The sequence below is a fragment of the Caulobacter sp. GW821-FHT12D05 genome, assembly GCF_058807295.1.
In genome coordinates this window covers 181,282-199,148 of the sequence record NZ_JBXAQO010000005.1, presented here as the reverse complement: position 1 = coordinate 199,148, position 17,867 = coordinate 181,282, and the positions used below count along the sequence as shown (strand labels likewise).

The window sequence follows — 17,867 nt, the reverse complement described above, 5'->3', positions numbered from 1 at the left end:
ACCCGCCCTTTTCCACCTCAACCCGGGTCACCATCTGTGGATCGGTTTCCCCTCCGCCAAAAACCGCGCTATGCAGCGCGCGACTCCCGGCCGCTCGCCGGACGCCCACACTTGAGACGCTCATGCCCAGCTTGAACGAGATCCGCAGCACCTTCCTCGACTACTTCGGCAAGGCCGATCACGCGGTGACGCCGTCGGCGCCGCTGGTGCCGCAGAACGATCCGACCCTGCTGTTCGTCAATGCCGGCATGGTGCCGTTCAAGAACGTGTTCACCGGCGCCGAGACGCCGGCCCATCCGCGCGCGGCCAGCTCGCAGAAGTGCGTCCGCGCCGGCGGCAAGCACAACGACCTGGACAATGTCGGCTACACCGCTCGCCACCACACCTTCTTCGAGATGCTGGGCAACTTCTCGTTCGGCGACTACTTCAAGGAACAGGCGATCCACCACGCCTGGACCCTGCTGACCGGCGAGTTCAAGCTGCCTAAGGAAAAGCTGCTGGTCACGGTGTACCACACCGACGACGAGGCGGCCGACCTGTGGAAGAAGATCGCCGGGCTGTCCGACGACCGCATCATCCGCATCCCGACCAGCGACAACTTCTGGTCCATGGGCGACACCGGCCCCTGTGGCCCGTGCTCGGAAATCTTCTTCGACCACGGCGAAGGCATCCCCGGCGGCCCTCCGGGCAGCCCGGATGAAGACGGCGACCGGTTCATCGAGATCTGGAACCTGGTCTTCATGCAGTTCGAGCAGCTGGCCGGCGGCGAGCGTGTCTCGCTGCCCAAGCCCTCGATCGACACCGGCATGGGTCTGGAACGCGTCGCGGCCGTGCTGCAGGGCGTGCACAACAACTACGACGTCGACCTGTTCAAGAGCCTGATCGCCGCGTCGGTCGAGCTGACTGGCGTCAAGGCCGAGGGCGACCAGGCCCCGTCGCACCGCGTCATCGCCGACCACCTGCGCTCGTCGTCGTTCCTGCTGGCCGATGGCGTGACGCCGTCGAACGAAGGCCGTGGCTACGTCCTGCGCCGGATCATGCGCCGCGCCATGCGCCACGCCTATCTGCTGGGCGCCAACGAGCCCCTGATGCACCGCCTGGCCCCGACCCTGGTGGCCGAGATGGGCCAGGCCTATCCGGAACTGCGCCGCGCCGAGGCCTCGATCGTCGAGACCCTGCGCCAGGAAGAAGAGCGCTTCCGCGTCACCCTGGGCCGCGGCATGGGCCTGCTGGACGAGGCCACCGCCAACCTGACCAGCGGCGGCGTGCTGGACGGCGACACCGCCTTCAAGCTCTACGACACCTACGGCTTCCCGCTGGACCTGACCCAGGACGCCGTGCGCGCCAAGGGCCTGACCGTCGATACCGACGCCTTCGATGCGGCCATGGAAAAGCAGCGCCAGATGGCGCGCGCCAACTGGGCCGGCTCGGGCCAGCAGGCCGGCGCGGCCGCCTGGTTCGCGATCAAGGAAAAGGCCGGCGCGACCGACTTCGTCGGCTATGAGAACACCGAGACCACGGGCGTCGTGAAGGCGCTGCTGGTCGACGGCGTCGAGGTCGAGAGCGCCACCGGCGGGACGACCGTCGAGGTGCTGCTGGACCGCACCAGCTTCTACGCCGAGAGCGGCGGCCAGGCCGGCGACACCGGCGTGCTGGAAGCCAACGGCCGCGAGAACAAGGTGATCGACACCCAGAAGCAGGCTGGCGAACTGTTCGTCCACCGCGTCGAGCTGTCGGGCGACCTGAAGGTCGGCGACCAGGTCGTGGCCTCGGTCGACGCCGAGCGCCGCCACACCACCCGCTCGAACCACTCGGCCGCCCACCTGGTGCACGCCGCCCTGCACCATGTGCTGGGCCCGCACGTCGCCCAGAAGGGCCAGATGGTCGACGGCGAACGCATGCGCTTCGACTTCAGCCACGGCGGTCCGCTGACGGCCGAGGAGCTCGACAAGATCGAGGCCGAGGTCAACGAGGTCATCCGCCAGAACGTCCCGGCCGAGACCAAGGAAATGGCTCCGCAGGAGGCCATCGAGGCCGGCGCCGTGGCCCTGTTCGGCGAAAAGTACGGCGACAGCGTTCGCGTGCTGACCCTGGGCAAGTCGCTGGCCGACGAGGCCAAGGCCTATTCGGTCGAACTGTGCGGCGGCACCCATGTGGCCCGCACCGGCGACATCGCGCTGTTCAAGATCGTCTCGGAGCAGGGCGTCGCCGCCGGCGTGCGCCGCATCGAGGCCCTGACCGGCGAGGCGGCCCGCCGCTTCCTGCTGGACCAGGCGGGCGTGGCCAAGTCGTTGGCCGACCAGTTCAAGACCCCGGTCGCCGAAGTCGGCGCCCGCGTCGACGCCCTGATCGCCGACCGCAAGCGCCTCGAGAAGGAACTGGCCGACGCCAAGAAGCAGCTGGCCCTGGGCGGCGGCGGCGGTGCGGCGGCCGGTCCTGAGGACATCAACGGCACGGCCCTGATCGCCCGCGTCCTGGACGGCGTCGGCGGCAAGGAACTGCGCGGCGTCGCCGAGGAGTTCAAGAAGCAGCTGACCAATGGCGGCGTCGTCGCCCTGGTCGGCACCAGCGACGGCAAGGCCGCCGTCACCGTGGCCGTCACCGCCGACCTGACCGGCAAGTTCAGCGCCGCTGACCTCGCCAAGGCCGCCGTGATCGCCATGGGTGGCCAGGGCGCCGGCGGCAAGGCCGACTTCGCCCAAGGCGGCGCGCCCGACGACAGCAAGGCCAACGAAGGCCTCGCGGCGGTGAAGGCGGCGCTGGCCGGCTGATCTGGCCGATAGCTTGAAACGAGATGAGGGGACGCTGAGAGGCGTCCCCTTTTTCATGTCCGAAGAGACTGGAAGCGATCGCCGGATCCACTATGCCGCCGCGCGAAGTCGATGAACGCCTTGAACGCGGCGGTCGGATTGCGCCGGCTCGGATAATAGAGGCTCAAGGGCGCCAGCGTGGGCGTCCAATCCTCAAGCACGCGCACAAGGCGTCCCGCCTCGATGTCGTCTCGCACGTCGGACTCCATCGCGAGGGTCAGACCGACGGAGGCGAGAGCGGCGGCGCGTGCGAGGCTCGCTTCGTCGAGGGTGATGGCGCCCTCGACGTCGACATGGACCGATTGCCCATCCTTCTCGAACGGCCAGCGATAGATCGCGCCATTGGGAAGCCGGACGCGGAAACAAGAATGCTGGGCGAGGTCCTGGGGGATCTTGGGCGTCCCGTGCGCTGTCAAATAGGCTGGTGAGCCCACCACGACATTGCGCCGCGCGCGCCCCAGCGGAAGGGCTATCATGTCGGCCGGCACAAGGTCCGCGCTCCGGACGCCCAGATCGAAGCCGCCCGCGACAATGTCCACCAGACGTCCCTCAGTGACGACATCGATATGGACCTGAGGGTGCGCGCGCAGGAACGGCAGGACGAGCCAGGAGAAGATTTCCCGCGCCGCTGTCGGAAAGGCGTTGATGCGCAGCGTGCCTGACGGCGTAGCCTGTTGAGAGCGCGCAACCTCCATGGCCTCATGAATGTCGCGGACGGCGGGCGCGACTTGCGCGACGAATTGCTGGCCGGCCTCTGTCAGGGAGACGCTTCGCGTCGTCCGATTGAAAAGCCGTACACCGAGCGTGCGCTCCAGCTTTCCGACCGCATTGCTAAGCGCGGTCGTTGAAACCCCGAGCTCAAGCGCGGCCGTGCGGAACTTGCCCAGGCGGGCGACCATGAGGACGGCGTCCAATTCCGTCAGGCCACTCAGCGCCATTGTCCCGGTTTCCGTGATGAAGCGTCCCGGACTGTCCTGATTATCGCGTGATCTGTCCATCGCTACCTTGCTGACATCGCACTTTCAGCCGCCCCGGCACGGAAGTGCAGCAAGCAGGACAGAAACAAATGTCGCTCGACCTTCCATCCCCGATCGCCGCGTATGTGGCCGCGAACGCCCGCCTGGACGCCGCCGGCATGCTCGAGCCCTTCGCGGCCGACGCTGTCGTCCGCGACAACGGGGCCGTTCTGCGGGGCCACGCCGAAATCAGCGCCTTGTTTGAAGAGGCCGTGATCCCCGTGAAGGCGATCTTCACGCCCGACACCGCCCGCCACGAGGACGGCCAGGTCGTCGTCGAAGGCCCCGCCCACGGCGACTTCAAGGGCAGCCCGATCCGCTTCACCTATCGCTTCACGCTCGAAAACGACGCCATCAAAGCCCTGGAGATCACGGCATGACCCTCAAGGCTGATCCGACCGAGTTCGCGGGAAAGCGCGTGCTCATCAGCGGCGGCTCTAAGGGCTTGGGTCGCGCCACGGTGGATCGCTTCCTGGCCGGCGGCGCCCGGGTGATCACCGCCGCTCGCGGAAGCCTGGAGCCCATCGACGGCGTCGAGTTCGTCCAGGCGGACCTGATGACGGCGCAGGGCGGGGAAAGCTTGGCCAAGGCGGCGCTCGAGCGCCTGGGCGGCGTCGATATCCTCGCCCACGTGATCGGCGGTTCGTCCACGCCGGGCGGCGGCTTTGTCGCCCTGACCGACGATCACTGGCTCTCCGAACTGAACCTGAACCTGCTGGCCACGGTCCGCCTGGATCGCCTGCTGGTTCCCCAGATGATCGAGCGCGGCGCCGGCGCCGTGGTGCACGTCACCTCCATCCAGTCGGTTCTGCCTCTGCCCGAGGCGACCACGGCCTATGCCGCCGCCAAGGCCGCGCTCAGGACCTACAGCAAGTCGATCTCCAAGGAATTGGGTCCCAAGGGTGTGCGGGTCAACGCCGTCTCCCCCGGCTGGATCATGACCGAGTCGTCCGTCGAGTTGCTGAAGCGCCTGCAGGCCGCCAATGGCGGCACGATCGAGGAGGCGCGGCAACTCGTCCTGGACAGCCTGGGCGGGATCCCGATCGGGCGTCCGGCCGATCCCCATGAGGTCGCCGACGTCATCGCCTACCTGGCCTCGGATCGCGCCGCCGCGATCCACGGCGCGGAGTTTGTCATCGACGGCGGCACGGTGCCGACCGTCTGATTGCTGGCGTGCGTTCAGGCTTGGCCGAATGGGCTAAGCGTGGACGGACGTCCTGGCGGCTGACCGGGCGCCTACTTGGCGCCGGGCAGCTTGATCCCCAGCAGGACCAGTCGCTCGCCGGTGATCCCGAACCAGTGCGGCACGCCCGAGGGGACCAGAATGACATCGCCCGGGCCGAGCGTTCGTGTCGCGCCGCCTTCGATCTGGCCGCCTTCGATCAGGTTGGCGTTCTTGGGCTTGGCATCCGTCATGGTCCCGCCGGAGACCAGCGTGCCGGCGCCTTCCAGCACGATGGCGTATTCGGCTTCGGCGGGGTGAACAGCGGGGCGGCCCGGCTTCTTCCAGATTTCGATCGCCGCCACGTTGGCGCCGTCGCGGACCAGGGGGCGCCACATGAAGCCTTGGTCGGGCTTCATGGCGGTGAGCATGTCGCGGAGCTGGGCCTGGACATCCGCGCTGCTGGCGAAGCCGGACGGCTCGGCGGCGGAAGCGGTCGCCGCGCCCGCCGAGGCGGCCAGCAGCAACGACGTCGCGCAGATCGTGAAAGTTCTCGCCATTGTCTTCACCGCAGCTCTCCCTCGGTCGACTGAGGTTGCGACTTGACGGCAGCGCGCACGCCAGTTCAATAGAATTACAAACGTAGTTCAAATCTGGATGGTCGTATGTCGCGAAAGGCCCTGATGGTCGTCGGTCTGCTGGCCCTGACCGGCTGCGAGCAGAAGCCGGTCGACACCCCCAAGCACTTCGCGCCGCCCGCTCTGTGGCGGATCGAGGTGGTCGAGGACTCCGGCGGCCAGGGCGGCGTGGTCCTGGTCTGCGCCAATCCCGAGGTGGTCAGCTCGTTCTCGCGGGTCGAGCCGAACATCAACGGCGCGCCCTGCCAGCTTTATGGCCAAGTCGCCAAAGACACCGCCGACGAGCACATCAAGCGCTGCCAGGTCGGCGATACGCGCTACGGCCTCTATGTCACGACGACGCGCTACAAGGTCGACGACTTTACGGTCCGCTTCGCCCTGCAGCCGCTGCAGAGCGCCGGCGGCAAGGTGGTCCAGGCTCGCCGTTACCAGCGCATCGGTCCGTGTCCGACGGGCTGGAAGGCCGGCGACCAGGGGCCGCCCGGCAGCGCGCCGACCTCCAATGTGCTGAGCGGGCAGGGGCCGGGCTAGCTCTTCAAGAACGCCGACAGCTTGTTGCCGTCCGGATCGCGCACATAGGCCAGATAGTAGCCCTCGCCATAGGCCGGACGCGGACCGGGCGGGCCGGCGCAGACGCCGCCCTTGGCCATGGCGGCGGCGTAGAAGGCGTCGACCTGCTCCGAGGTTTCGGCCTTGAGGCCCACCATGATGCCGTTGCCGGCCTTGGCGGGCAGGCCGTTCTCGGGCGCGCAGATCATGACGGTGGCGTGCTCGGGATCGGGGCCGTAGCCGATCCAGTCGCCCTGCCGCCAAAGCCGCTGGTTGCCCAGGGCGCCCAGGACGGCGTCGTAGAAGTCGCCGGCGCGGTCGATATCGCTCGCGCCGATGGTGATGTAGCTGATCATGGCGTCTCCTCCTGACGCCAATCTAGGTCCGGCCGCTGACAGAGATTGTCAGCAGTCAGGCCTTCGCCCGGCGCGCCACCCGCGCCTTGCGCTTCTTCAGCCAGATCACCACGCCGGTGACGCTGAGCGCCGCGACGACGACGCCCATGAACGAGATCAGGATTCGCCCGGGCAGGCCCAGGATCCGGCCCGAATGCAGCGGGAACTGCGCCTGCACGAAGATGTCGGCGGCGGTGCCGACCCACGGCAGGCGCTCGCCGGCCGGCAGGCCCGTCTGGGCGTCGTAGTAGAGGTAGGGCGTGCCGACGCCGGCCGCGCCGTGGTCGCCGCCCGGCTGGTGGAAGGTCACGCCATAGACGCCGTAGCCGGGGGCGTAGAAGGCGCCGCCGACAGGGTCGGTCCAGCCGCGCTTCTTGGCTTCCGCCTGAGCCGTCTCGATGACCTGGGCGTAGGTCTTCTTGGCGATGATGGGCTGGTCCAGCGGCGCGGGCGTGCGCAGTTCGAACGGGCCGGGCGTGGTCTTCGAGACCTTGGACAGCACCGGATAGAAGACCTCGGTGTAGAGGTTCAGCGAAAAGGCCGTGAAGGCCACGGTGAACAGCACGCCCCACAGCCACAGGCCAAAGGCCCGGTGGATGTCGAAATTGATCCGGTAGGCGCTGGCCTTGGTCTTGATCTGCCAGGCCGGCTTCCAGCGGCTCCACCAGCCCTTGCCCGTCTTGGCGGGCAGCGTGAGGTAGAAGCCGACGAAGCAGTCGATCGTCCACAGCACGGCGATCACGCCCATCAGCCACACGCCCCAGCGGTCGATGCCCCACATGGCCGGGATGTGCAGGGTGTAGTGCAGCACATACAGGAACGAGACGAGGGTCTCGCTGGTGATCGGCCAGGCCGCGCCCCAGTCGCGCCGGCCCAGCTCGGCGCCGGTCGCCGGGTCGATGAAGACCTGGTTGTAGCCGGGGACGAACAGCTTGCCGGTGGCCGGGTTCTGCTTGGGATAGACGCCAAAGGCGTAGGCCTCGCCCTTCTCCGGGGCCAGCGGGATGAAGGTGACCTGGACGCGCGGGTCGCGGGCCTCGATCAGCTTGGCGATCTCCAGCGGCGCCTTGGGGAGGCCCTCGGCGCGGGCGTGCATCAGGTGCGGATTTAGCAGGTCGTCCAGCTCGTGGTCCCACGAGATGACCGCGCCGGTGACACCCGAGATGAACAGGAAGCCGGCGATGAACAGCCCGACCCAGCGGTGGAAGAAACCCAGCAGCGGGCGCAGGGCCAGCTTGGGCAGGCTCACGCTGCCAGCGGCTTTGGCGACGGCGGGCGGGGTGCGGGCGTCCATATACTCGGATCCTGGAAAGCGGCGACGAGGCGCGGAAAGACGCCAGCGCCATGACTGTGCGATTTCCATGCAATCGATAATTACTCGCAAATGCGTCTATCGGCCGGGGGCGGCGGTGTCAAACACACGCAAGGTCGGCCGGCCCGATTCCGGGATCTATTTCAGCAGTAGGGCGGCCAGGGCCAGGGTGACCATCGACAGGGCCGTGGTCAGGGCCACCGTGCGCGCCGCGCCGCGGGCGAAGACGCCATAGGCGCGGGTCTGGATGAAGACGTTCACGGCGGTCGGGGCGGCGGCCAGCAGGGTCGCGCCGGCGCGGAAGGCGGGCGGGGCCGGGGTCAGGCCGATCAGGAACCAGGCCAGCAGCGGGAAGGCGACCAGCTTGCCGATGGCGGCCAGGGTGACCGGCCCCCACGAGGGCGCGGCCTGACCCTCGGTCTCGCGCAGGCCCAGGGCCGCGCCCAGGGCGACCAGGCCGACCGGGCTGCCCGAGACGGCGGCCATGCCGACGGCGCGGTCCAGCGGCTCGGGCAAGGCCAGGTCCAGCAGGGCCAGGGCGACGCCGGCCAGGGCGGCGGCCACGACGGGATTGCGGAACGCCTGGACGGTCGAGCGCCAGACCGAACGGCCCGCCGCCCAGCCCAGCAGGCCCACGCCCGTGGCGGCCATGACCACGAAGTCGATGGCCACGACGCCGGCGACCAGGCGGGCGGTCTCGGCCCCCATGACGGCGGCGGTGATCGGCAGGGCCAGGAAGGCGCTGTTGCCAACGCCGGACGCCATGCCCGCGCCGCCGCGCTCGGCCTTGCTCCAGCCCAGCAGGCGGCCGGCGGTGACGACGACGGCCATGACCAGCAGGCCCGCGCCGGCATAGGCCGCCAGGCCCAGCAGCAGGTCGTGTCCGGGGCGCCCCAGGCGCGACAGCGAGTGCAGCAGCAGGGCGGGGAAGCCGACCCAGTAGACATAGGCCGACAGGCCCTGGGTCATCTTGGCGTCGAGCAGGCGCAGACGGCTCAGCGTCAGGCCCGCGCCGACCAGCAGGAAGAACGGCCAGACCCGTGAGACGACGTCGAGAACGAGGGGCAGCACGGGTTAAGCGTCAGCCTTGGCGTTCGTCGCCCGGCAGGCGGATGTGCACCAGCTTCCAGGTAAACAGCGCCTTGCGCTCGAAGGTGAAGATCGTGACCTTGCCGCTGGCGTCCGGGCGCTTGATCGAGATGCGCACGCGGTTGGGATCCCAATAGGCGATGCCGGGATAGGGGCCGCGCACCACGTCCTTGATCTGACCGCCCAGCGAGCCGTCGCGGGCCGAGGCGGGCGGGGCCTTGCCGGGCGCATAGCCTCGAGTCAGGGCCGAGACGCCGGCCACGGTCAGGTAGCGGTCGACCTTGGGCTCGGGCGGGGCCAGGGGTTCGATGGCCTTCTTGAAGACGCTGAGCGGATCGCGCCAGATCGACGGGGCTTCAGGTTGGGCGGCCGGCGTATCGGCCAGGAGCTGGCCCGTCAGGCTGCGGCGCACGGCCGGGAAGTCGACCAGCTCGCCGATGGCCTGGACGTCTTCGTACTGGGCGGCGGCTTTCAGGGCCCGGAATGCGAACCAGGGCGCCGTGGCGAAGGCGGCGGCGAAGACGAAGATCGCCAAGACGATCAGGTCCCAGATCCGCTTCTGCAGAGTCATGCCGCTTTGCCCACCTCAAAGGTTAACGCGGATAGACCAGCTATCGCCGTTCGCCGCAAGGGCGCTCGCGCGTCAGGCGCGCTCGCTATGGGGAGGGGGCGAGAAATCTCTAGTCGGGAGCTCCGTCGAGCTCCTTCAGCCGCAGTGCGATCTGATCCGCGAATTGGTAGATATCGGTGAGATCGTTGATGTGATGGCGCGTTTCTTCCTTGCCCACAAACGTACCGAAATACTTGGTGGTGAGGCCATTGAAATGGAGGCGCGCCAGGGTCTTTCGATTATTGTCGTCCAGAAGGATGGCGCAGTAGGACTTCGCATCTCGCATCACCACCCGTTTGGGGCTGACGTGTTTTGCAGCGATGGCCTGTACGATATGGAAGCCCGAAATTTCTTCGGCAGTGGTGACGATTTCGGCCTCGGTTTCCGGCTCCTGGATGGTCGCCGTCTGCTCTGGAATGGTTGATGCATTCAAAGCGGACGATAGGCGATCGTTCACGAGGTCCCTGATGAGCGTCGAGATCGTATTCGTGAGCAGCTTTGAGAAGTTTTCGCGAACCTGAGACGTGATGCGTCCGTCGTGAACCCGGCTCGCCATCATGCGTACGAACTCCTCGGACGGATCGGAGAATTCCTTCTCCAACTCCTTCCGCAGCAGGGACTGCAGCTTGAGGAAGCCGGCTTCCTGAACGATCTTTTCGATGTCGAAGGCGTGCTTCGAGAACTTCTCGATCGTTCGGATGTCCGTGGGTTTCAGCGTGTCCATGCTGAAGGAGAAGAACGGCCTGTCGTCCATCTTGTTGGGCGCTTCCACGTCCGAATAGAACTGGAAGACGACGCCATTCGTCAGGATCGCCAGCCGAGCGTCCGTGACGCTGAAGTAGCGGAAGAGCTGGCTCGCGTGGTTCAGGTTCAGCGCCGCCGAAGCCGGTTTGCACTCCACCAGGATCTTGATCTTCCCGGCGTCGCAGATCGCGTAGTCGACCTTCTCACCCTTCTTGGTGCCGACGTCGCAGGTGTATTCCGGAACGACCTCCGACGGGTTGAAGACGTCGTAGCCCAATGCTTGGATAAACGGCATGACGAGCGCCGTCTTGGCGGCTTCCTCTGTCAGCAGAACTTCGCGATGTTCAATCGTTCGCTTCTGAAGCTCCGCTAGTCGCGTTGTCAGATCCATGTCGCGCCCTCCCCAGTGCACGTTTTGAGGGCATCGTGGCGTTCGTTCTCGCTGTTGTCCACAGTCGTGGTTGTGAAAACGAGTTTCTGCTCGGAGCGGGAGAAAAAAGCGCCGCTCCCGGGGGCGGAAGCGGCGCTGGAGGCGGATCCGGTCGGGGAGGAAACTCTCGACTACGGATCGGGGAAGGCGCCCAACAGGACGACTTGTACGCAAGTGAAGTCTTATAAGTTGTATTTGTCAATTGTCGCCCAAGGATTGTTGTGAGCGATCTTCGCGCAAGGCGCTGATGGAGCGCGGCAAGGCGGAATAGAAAACGCCCCGGAGGTGATCCTCCGGGGCGCTCTTGTCTCTAGGCTAAGAGCCTTGAGTCTTAGGCCATGGCCTTCTTCAGGTTCTCGTCGATCTTGTCGAGGAAACCTTCGGTGGTCAGCCAGCCTTGCTTGTCGCCGACCAGCAGGGCCAGGTCCTTGGTCATGTAGCCGCTCTCGACGGTGTCGACGCAGACCTTTTCCAGGGTCAGGGCGAAGTCGGCCAGTTCCTGGTTGTTGTCCAGCTTGGCGCGGTGGGCCAGGCCACGCGTCCAGGCGAAGATCGAGGCGATCGAGTTGGTCGAGGTCGACTCGCCCTTCTGGTGCTGGCGATAGTGGCGGGTGACGGTGCCGTGGGCGGCTTCGGCTTCCACCGTCTTGCCGTCCGGGGTCATCAGCACCGAGGTCATCAGGCCCAGCGAGCCGAAGCCCTGGGCGACGATGTCCGACTGCACGTCGCCGTCGTAGTTCTTGCAGGCCCAGACGTAGCCGCCCGACCACTTCAGCGCCGAGGCGACCATGTCGTCGATCAGGCGGTGCTCGTAGTGGATGCCCTTGGCCTTGAACTGGTCGGCGTATTCGGCGTCGAAGATCTCCTGGAAGATGTCCTTGAAGCGGCCGTCATAGGCTTTCAGGATCGTGTTCTTCGTGGAGAGGTAGACCGGATAGCCGCGGCCCAGGCCGTAGGCGAACGAAGCGCGGGCGAAGTCGCGGATCGAGTCGTCGAGGTTGTACATGCCCATGGCCACACCGGCCGACGGGCTCTTGAACACTTCGTGCTCGATGGTTTCGCCGTCTTCGCCGACGAACTTGATCGACAGCGTGCCCTTGCCCGGGAACAGGAAGTCGGTGGCCTTGTACTGGTCGCCGAAGGCGTGACGGCCGACGATGATCGGCTGGGTCCAGCCCGGCACCAGGCGCGGCACGTTCTGGCAGATGATCGGTTCGCGGAAGATCACGCCGCCCAGGATGTTGCGGATCGTGCCGTTCGGCGACTTCCACATCTTCTTGAGGTTAAATTCCGTGACGCGTTGCTCGTCCGGCGTGATGGTGGCGCACTTCACGGCGACGCCGTGCTTCTTGGTGGCCTCGGCGGCGTCGATCGTCACCTGGTCGTTGGTGGCGTCGCGGTTCTCGACCGACAGGTCGTAGTAGTCCAGTTCCAGATCCAGGTACGGGAAGATCAGCTTATCCTTGATGAGCTTCCAGATGATCCGGGTCATTTCATCGCCGTCCATGTCGACGACGGGGTTGGCGACTTTAATCTTGGCCATTGCGGGGAGGTTCCTCTGGCGGTGGCGCGCCTGTGGCGATCTGGCGCACAGGGCCAGGAAGCGGCGCGGACCGGGAGGCTATAGACTGTTGCGTCGCAGGGGAAAAGCCAGTCGGTTCCACCTTGCTAGTGAGTTCAGCGTTCAAGCGTAGCGATTTGGGGATAACGGCCCGGGGGCGCGGGCCAGGGAGCTTTCTTGAACGAGGCTATAGCGGGGGTGACCGCGCCTTTGGCGCGGCGGCTGCTGACCATGGTGGCGATCCTGTCGATCGCCGTGACGGGCGTCGCGACGGCGGCGGCCTTCGTCTTCGTGCGCAAAAGCGCGGCCGACACCCAGACCCGGCACCTGGCCGAATATGTCGGCGAGCGGGTCAAGACCGAGGACCGCCTGTTCTCCGACCTGGTCAAGGTCCACGACGCGGCGGGCGAGGCCCTGACCCGGCGCCTGGCCATGAGCGACGACCCCGAGATCCACGCCCAGTTCGAGCGATTGTTCCCGGAAAAGGGCGACGGCACCCGTCGCTCCATCCCCGGCCTGTTCGACGGCGCGCGGATCGGCAATCGCTACGTCTATGGCGTCGGCGCCTACCTGCCGCAGGCCGATACGATGAGCTTGCCCGAGCAGGAGCTGTTCGTCGGCGCGACCGATGTCGTGGCCGCCACCGGCGAGACCGAAATCCGCCACTACGACAACTTCTACTTCTTCACGCCCCGCACGCGACTGGTGATGTTCGGCCCCAACCGGCCCGACAAGCTGATGTTCTATCGCCAGACCGCGCCGCCGACCCTCGACATCGCCCACGAGGAAATGACCCAGCTGACCCTGCCGGAAAACAATCCGAGCCGGGTCATGAAGTGCACCAAGCTGCGGCGGCTGATCTCCGACCCCAGCGGCCGGGGCCTGAACGCGGCCTGCATGACGCCCTTCTACTACAAGGGCCAGTTCAAAGGGGCGTTCGGCACCAGCCTGTCGCTGGACAGCTACTTGCTGCGCGCCGTGGCCGACGCCCTGCCGGGCGGGCGCAACCTGATCGTGGCCGACGACGGCGAGCTGGTGGCGGCGCAAGGCCTGGCCCGCAACGGCGTCGTCGATGTCGGCATCCTGCGCAAGTTCGAGACCGACAATGACTTGAAGCGCCTGGTCGACCATATCGGCGCCCAGAAGCGCGAGGTCGGCACGGTGCTCTCGCCCAAGGGCGACAAGCTGGTGGCCTATGGCCGCCTGGTCGAGCCGGGCTGGTGGTTCATCATGGCCTTCCCGTCCAGCGACATCGTCTGGTCGTCGCTGAAGACGGCCTCGTGGGTGCTGCTGTTCGGCTTCATCGGCGTGGCCCTGCAGGCGCCGCTGCTCTATCGCCTGACTAACCGAATGGTCACCGAGCCGCTCGAAAAGCTGGCCGACGCCCAGCAGCAGGGCGATCCCGCCGCGGCTCGCCCGATCGAGGCGCGGGCGGACGAGATCGGCTCCTTGGCCCGCGCTCTGCGCCGCCAGCGCGACCGCAACGAGGAATTGCGCCGCTCGCTAGAGGACCGCGTGGCCGAGCGCACCGCCGAACTGGAGCGCGCCAACCAGGCCAAGTCAGTGTTCCTGGCCAACATGTCCCACGAGCTGCGCACGCCGCTGAACGGCGTCATCGCCATCGGCGACCGCCTGGCCAATGAGGAAGATCCCGAGGCCCGCCGCGAGTTGGCCGCCCTGGTCTCGTCGTCGGGGCGCCTGCTGGAGCAGGTGCTGGGCGACATCCTGGACGTCTCCAAGATCGAGGCCGGCGAGTTCCAGCTGACCATCGGCGCCTTCGACCTGACCCAGCTGGTGCGCGGCATGGCCGAGCTGCACGCGGCGGCGGCCGAGGCCAAGCACCTGGTGTTCCGCTGGTCCGTCGCCCCGGACGCCGAGGGGACCTATGACGGCGACGCCGGGCGGATCAGCCAGATCCTCTCCAACCTGTTGGCCAATGCCGTGAAGTTCACGGCCGAAGGCGAGGTCTCGTTGGAGGTCGACCGTGTGGGCGAGGCGGTGCGCTTCGTGGTCCACGACACCGGCGTCGGCTTCGACGGGGCCGTGCGCGACCGCCTGTTCAAGCGCTTCGTCCAGGCCGACCAGTCGATCACCCGCCAGTTCGGCGGCACGGGCCTGGGCCTGTCGATCTGCGCCGCCTTGGCCGAAATGATGGGCGGGACGATCGACGCCGACGCCACGCCGGGCCAGGGCGCGCGCTTCGAGGTGGTGCTGCCGCTGATCCGCTGCGCCGATCTGGCCGAAAAGGCGGTCGAGGAGGACCGCGAGATCTCGCTGGAGGGCCTGCGGGTGCTGGTCGCCGAGGACCATCCGACCAACCGCAAGGTCGTCGAGATCGTGCTGGAGCCGTTCGGCGTGGACCTGACCATGGTCGAGGACGGCCAGGCGGCGCTGGACGCCCTGGAGGCCGCCAGCTTCGACGCCGTGCTGATGGACATGCAGATGCCGGTGATGGACGGCCTGACCGCCACCCGCGCCATCCGCGCGCGTGAAGCAGCGTCGCACACGCCGCCGGTGCTGATCGTCATGCTGACCGCCAACGCTATGGAGGAGCACGTCGCCGCCGCCCACTCGGCCGGCGCCAATCTGCATCTGGCCAAGCCGCTGCATCCGGCCCAACTGCTGGAGGCCCTGGCGCGGGTGCGCCGGCGCTAGAACTCTTCCAGCACGGCCTTGCCGATGTCGGTGATGATCCGTTCGCGGGTCGCCGCGTCGGCCGCGGAGCCGGTCAGGAACACCACGAACGCCACGCGCCGGCCGCCCTTCAGCTCGACCACGGCCAGGGCGTGGCTGGACGGCGTGAAGCCCTGGTCGGCGCGCGCCGAGCCGGCCGCCTGGGCCAGCCGGGCGCCTCTCGGCAAGGCCAGCGCCAGATGGCCGGGGTCGTGACCCAGCAGGCGATCGGCGTCGGGCGACACGCCCAGCTCGCGCTGCATGAAGGCCTCCAGCAGGCGCAGCATGCCGATGGGCGTGGCGGTATCGCGGTGGTCGGTCTGCAGTTCGCGGGCGGCGAGGGCGCGTTGCGCGGGCGGCACGCTGGCGATCGCCTTGTTCCAGGCGGCTTCGCCCTTCCAGTCGGCGCGGAACGAGGCCAAGCCCACGGCTTCGGTGCGGACCTGGCGCTGGTAGCGGTCAACGCGGACGCCTTCGATGCGCTTGACGTCCAGCCAGCCGCCGACGGCGCCCGGTCCGCCGATCTTCTTGGTCAACAGGTCCAGGGCGGTGGCGTCGCCGTGCTCGGCCAGCACCTCCAGGTCGACGACGCTCCAGACCTGGCGTTCGGGCCAGGCGTCGGCGACGGCGCTGGGTGGCGGCGACAGGTCGACGTCGCGCACGGGGATGGTCGTCTCGGGCGGCAGGCGACCGCCCGCCGTCTCGGCCATCGTCGCCGCCAGGATCGGCACCCGCGCGGCCGGGCCCAGCGGAAAGGCGTGGTCGCCGTTGAAGACCCACATCTGCCGGGTGGTCAGGTCCTCGACCGCGACGCCCAAGGTCGCCGGCTGAGCGCGGGCGGCGATCGCCTCGATCCGCTTCTGCAGCCGCTTGGGCTTCATGATCGGCTCTTCCTGGCCCAGCATCGGTTCTTTCTCGCCGCAGGCATGCAGCAGGGGCAGGGCGAGGAGGGCGGTCAGGACGGCGCGGCGGGACATGCCGGGTAAACGCGGCCGTGGCGGTTTCGGCTGCCAGCCTCTTGCATCGGGCGCTCAGTCGGCGGCAAAGGGTGCGGATGACCGAAGACTTCAAGCCTGTCCCCCCCAAAGTCACGCCCCCCTGCGTGATCCTGAACGAGCCCCAGCTGGCCGAGAACATCGGCTCGGTGGCCCGGGTGATGGCCAATTTCGGGCTCTATGAGCTGCGCCTGGTGCGGCCGCGCGACGGCTGGCCGCAGGAACGGGCCTGGGCCAGCGCCTCGGGCGCCAGCTGGCCGCTGGACGACGCCAAGGTGTTCGACACCCTGGAAGAAGCGATCGCCGACCTGAAGCTGGTCTACGCCACGACCGCGCGCCCGCGCGAGACGCGCCTGCCGGTCTACACCCCGCGGGAAAGCGCCGGCCACCTGGCCGACGAAGTCGCCAACGGCCGCAAGGTCGGCCTGCTGTTCGGCGGCGAGCGCGCGGGGCTCGAGACCCACGACATCGCCCTGTGCCAGGCCATCGTCTCGATCCCGATCGACGAGCGTTTCCGCTCGCTGAACCTGGCCCAGGCGGTGTCGATCAACGCCTACGAATGGAAGATGACCCAGGACGACCGACCCTGGAAGAAGTTCGAGCACAATGTCGAGGAGCCCGCCGACCAGGCCACGCTACTGGGCCTGTACGAGCACCTCGAGGGCGAGCTGGACAAGGCCGGCTTCTATCATCCGCCGGAGAAGCGCCCCTCAATGGTCCGCAACCTGCGCGTCCCCCTGGCGCGCGCGCGCCTGACCGACCAGGAGGTCCGCACCCTCCGAGGCGTGATCACCGCGCTGAGCAAGGGCCGGGGTCGCGTGCTGGCCAAGCTGGCGGCGAAAAAGGCGGCCGAGAGCGGCGAGGCCTAGCGCCCGGCCAGGAAGGCGTTGACCGCCGCGTACAACGCGTGGCGGCCCGTCTCCAGGTGCAGCAGGTGCGTGCCCTCGGGGATCTCGACGAAGCGACGCTCCAGGTTCGGTGGCAGCTCGGCGAAGAACCGCTCCGTGTCGGCGGCTGTCGAGGAGCTGTCCCAGGCGCCGCGCACCACCATCACCGGGACCTTCAGCCGAGCCGGATCGTAGGGTAGTTTGCCGGACCAGGCGTCCAACACGTCGGCCGAGGGACCTGAGGGGACCTTGACTGCCGGCGGCGAGCGCTGGGCCGCGCCGGGATCGGACGCCAGATAGGCCGCCGCCCAGGCCGGGAAGTCGGCTTCCTCCAACACTGGCGCATGGCCGGGCGGTACGTCCTTGATGAAGCGGCGGTGTTGCTGATCGTTGGTGACGAGGTTCCAGGCTGTGGGCTCGGTCCCGCCGGGGCCGTCGCGGCGCAGGATGGGGCCGAAGAGCACCAAGCGGCTGACCTGCTCTGGATGCAACTCGGTAAAGCGTGTCGCCGGCATGGTCCCCCACGAGTGAGCGATGATCGCGACGGACTTGGCCCCAGTCTCCCGGCGGATCAGGGCGACGGCGCGCTCGATCTGGCGGACGGCGTCCTCGGTGCGGCCCAGCGGAGCGCCTGCCTGCGGGCCGTTCATTGCCGGATAGCGCTCCGATCCGCCGTAGCCCGCGAAGTCCAGGCCGAAGGCGTCGTAGCCAGCGTCGTTCAGCGCGTCGGCCCAGGATCGTCCACCGAAACGGAACATCACCGACAGGGCCGAGGGAAAGCTCGCGCCATGGACATAGAGCACCGGCTGACTGCGGTCGCCGAAAGCGGGTGGCTGCTCACGCACCAGCAGGCGGGGGCTCTCCGGCAGAACATGCTGGCGCTCGGCGGCCAATGCGGCAGGCGTGATCGCCAGCGAAAGGATGGCGGCGAGTAGGGCGGATCTGGACATGGGCGTCTCCTTTGCCCTGGCCATTGCCATGCCCTGAGAGGTCGAT

16 protein-coding genes are annotated in these 17,867 nt (G+C 67.7%); 6 read left to right on the top strand and 10 right to left on the bottom strand.

Annotated features, from left to right (window positions below; genetic code table 11):
- Window positions 1–122 precede the first annotated feature (122 nt).
- The gene (alaS, locus tag AC1RRR_RS24250; RefSeq protein ID WP_492816935.1) at window positions 123–2,771 is read left to right on the top strand and encodes an alanine--tRNA ligase; all 2,649 of its coding nucleotides are present in this window, start codon (window positions 123–125) and stop codon (window positions 2,769–2,771) included.
- Window positions 2,772–2,824: 53 nt separating this feature from the next.
- On the opposite strand, the gene AC1RRR_RS24245 is transcribed toward alaS, so the two are convergent.
- Window positions 2,825–3,808, bottom strand: a complete 984-nt coding sequence (locus tag AC1RRR_RS24245; protein WP_492816933.1) for a LysR family transcriptional regulator — start codon at window positions 3,806–3,808, stop codon at window positions 2,825–2,827.
- Window positions 3,809–3,876: 68 nt separating this feature from the next.
- On the opposite strand from AC1RRR_RS24245, the gene AC1RRR_RS24240 reads away from it, so the two are divergent.
- A complete protein-coding gene (locus tag AC1RRR_RS24240) occupies window positions 3,877–4,206 on the top strand; it encodes a nuclear transport factor 2 family protein (RefSeq protein ID WP_492816931.1) in 330 nt (109 codons plus the stop codon).
- Complete coding sequence (locus AC1RRR_RS24235) at window positions 4,203–4,991, top strand: SDR family oxidoreductase (RefSeq protein WP_492816929.1); 789 nt, start codon at window positions 4,203–4,205, stop codon at window positions 4,989–4,991. The genes AC1RRR_RS24240 and AC1RRR_RS24235 overlap by 4 nt, the downstream gene beginning before the upstream one ends.
- 71 nt (window positions 4,992–5,062) lie before the next feature.
- Here AC1RRR_RS24235 and AC1RRR_RS24230 read toward each other — a convergent pair whose 3' ends face one another.
- Window positions 5,063–5,548 (bottom strand): cupin domain-containing protein, encoded by a 486-nt coding sequence (locus AC1RRR_RS24230; protein WP_492816927.1) that lies wholly within the window; start codon window positions 5,546–5,548, stop codon window positions 5,063–5,065.
- 105 nt (window positions 5,549–5,653) lie between these two features.
- Between AC1RRR_RS24230 and AC1RRR_RS24225 the strand changes: the two genes are divergently transcribed.
- Window positions 5,654–6,157, top strand: a complete 504-nt coding sequence (locus tag AC1RRR_RS24225; protein ID WP_492816925.1) for a hypothetical protein — start codon at window positions 5,654–5,656, stop codon at window positions 6,155–6,157.
- Here the strand turns inward: AC1RRR_RS24225 and AC1RRR_RS24220 are convergent.
- The 6 genes from AC1RRR_RS24220 to AC1RRR_RS24195 all read right to left on the bottom strand — a co-directional run bounded on the left by AC1RRR_RS24220 (window position 6,154) and on the right by AC1RRR_RS24195 (window position 12,298).
- Complete coding sequence (locus AC1RRR_RS24220; RefSeq protein WP_492816923.1) at window positions 6,154–6,531, bottom strand: VOC family protein; 378 nt, start codon at window positions 6,529–6,531, stop codon at window positions 6,154–6,156. The two genes, AC1RRR_RS24225 and AC1RRR_RS24220, sit on opposite strands and share 4 nt — an antisense overlap.
- Before the next feature lie 55 nt (window positions 6,532–6,586).
- Window positions 6,587–7,864, bottom strand: coding sequence for a PepSY-associated TM helix domain-containing protein (locus AC1RRR_RS24215; RefSeq protein WP_492816921.1), 1,278 nt, complete (start codon window positions 7,862–7,864; stop codon window positions 6,587–6,589).
- A gap of 156 nt (window positions 7,865–8,020) precedes the next feature.
- The gene (locus AC1RRR_RS24210; protein ID WP_492817151.1) at window positions 8,021–8,950 is read right to left on the bottom strand and encodes an AEC family transporter; all 930 of its coding nucleotides are present in this window, start codon (window positions 8,948–8,950) and stop codon (window positions 8,021–8,023) included.
- A gap of 13 nt (window positions 8,951–8,963) precedes the next feature.
- Window positions 8,964–9,542: a DUF2939 domain-containing protein gene (locus AC1RRR_RS24205; RefSeq protein ID WP_492816919.1), complete on the bottom strand. Its 579-nt coding sequence runs from the start codon at window positions 9,540–9,542 to the stop codon at window positions 8,964–8,966.
- 109 nt (window positions 9,543–9,651) lie between these two features.
- Window positions 9,652–10,716 (bottom strand): type I restriction endonuclease, encoded by a 1,065-nt coding sequence (locus tag AC1RRR_RS24200; RefSeq protein WP_492816917.1) that lies wholly within the window; start codon window positions 10,714–10,716, stop codon window positions 9,652–9,654.
- 370 nt (window positions 10,717–11,086) lie between these two features.
- Window positions 11,087–12,298 (bottom strand): NADP-dependent isocitrate dehydrogenase, encoded by a 1,212-nt coding sequence (locus AC1RRR_RS24195; RefSeq protein WP_454714805.1) that lies wholly within the window; start codon window positions 12,296–12,298, stop codon window positions 11,087–11,089.
- 249 nt (window positions 12,299–12,547) lie between these two features.
- Here AC1RRR_RS24195 and AC1RRR_RS24190 point away from each other — a divergent pair, with 249 nt between their 5' ends.
- Window positions 12,548–14,971 carry an ATP-binding protein gene (locus tag AC1RRR_RS24190; RefSeq protein WP_492817149.1) on the top strand — a complete coding sequence of 808 codons (2,424 nt, stop codon included), beginning with the start codon at window positions 12,548–12,550 and terminating at the stop codon, window positions 14,969–14,971.
- Here AC1RRR_RS24190 and AC1RRR_RS24185 read toward each other — a convergent pair.
- Window positions 14,968–15,966 carry a serine hydrolase gene (locus AC1RRR_RS24185; RefSeq protein ID WP_492816915.1) on the bottom strand — a complete coding sequence of 333 codons (999 nt, stop codon included), beginning with the start codon at window positions 15,964–15,966 and terminating at the stop codon, window positions 14,968–14,970. The genes AC1RRR_RS24190 and AC1RRR_RS24185 overlap by 4 nt on opposite strands.
- A gap of 77 nt (window positions 15,967–16,043) precedes the next feature.
- On the opposite strand from AC1RRR_RS24185, the gene AC1RRR_RS24180 reads away from it, so the two are divergent.
- On the top strand, window positions 16,044–16,853 hold the full coding sequence (locus AC1RRR_RS24180) for an RNA methyltransferase (RefSeq protein WP_492816913.1): 810 nt from the start codon (window positions 16,044–16,046) through the stop codon (window positions 16,851–16,853).
- Here the strand turns inward: AC1RRR_RS24180 and AC1RRR_RS24175 are convergent.
- Window positions 16,850–17,821: an alpha/beta hydrolase gene (locus tag AC1RRR_RS24175; RefSeq protein WP_492816911.1), complete on the bottom strand. Its 972-nt coding sequence runs from the start codon at window positions 17,819–17,821 to the stop codon at window positions 16,850–16,852. The genes AC1RRR_RS24180 and AC1RRR_RS24175 overlap by 4 nt on opposite strands.
- Window positions 17,822–17,867: the final 46 nt, after the last annotated feature.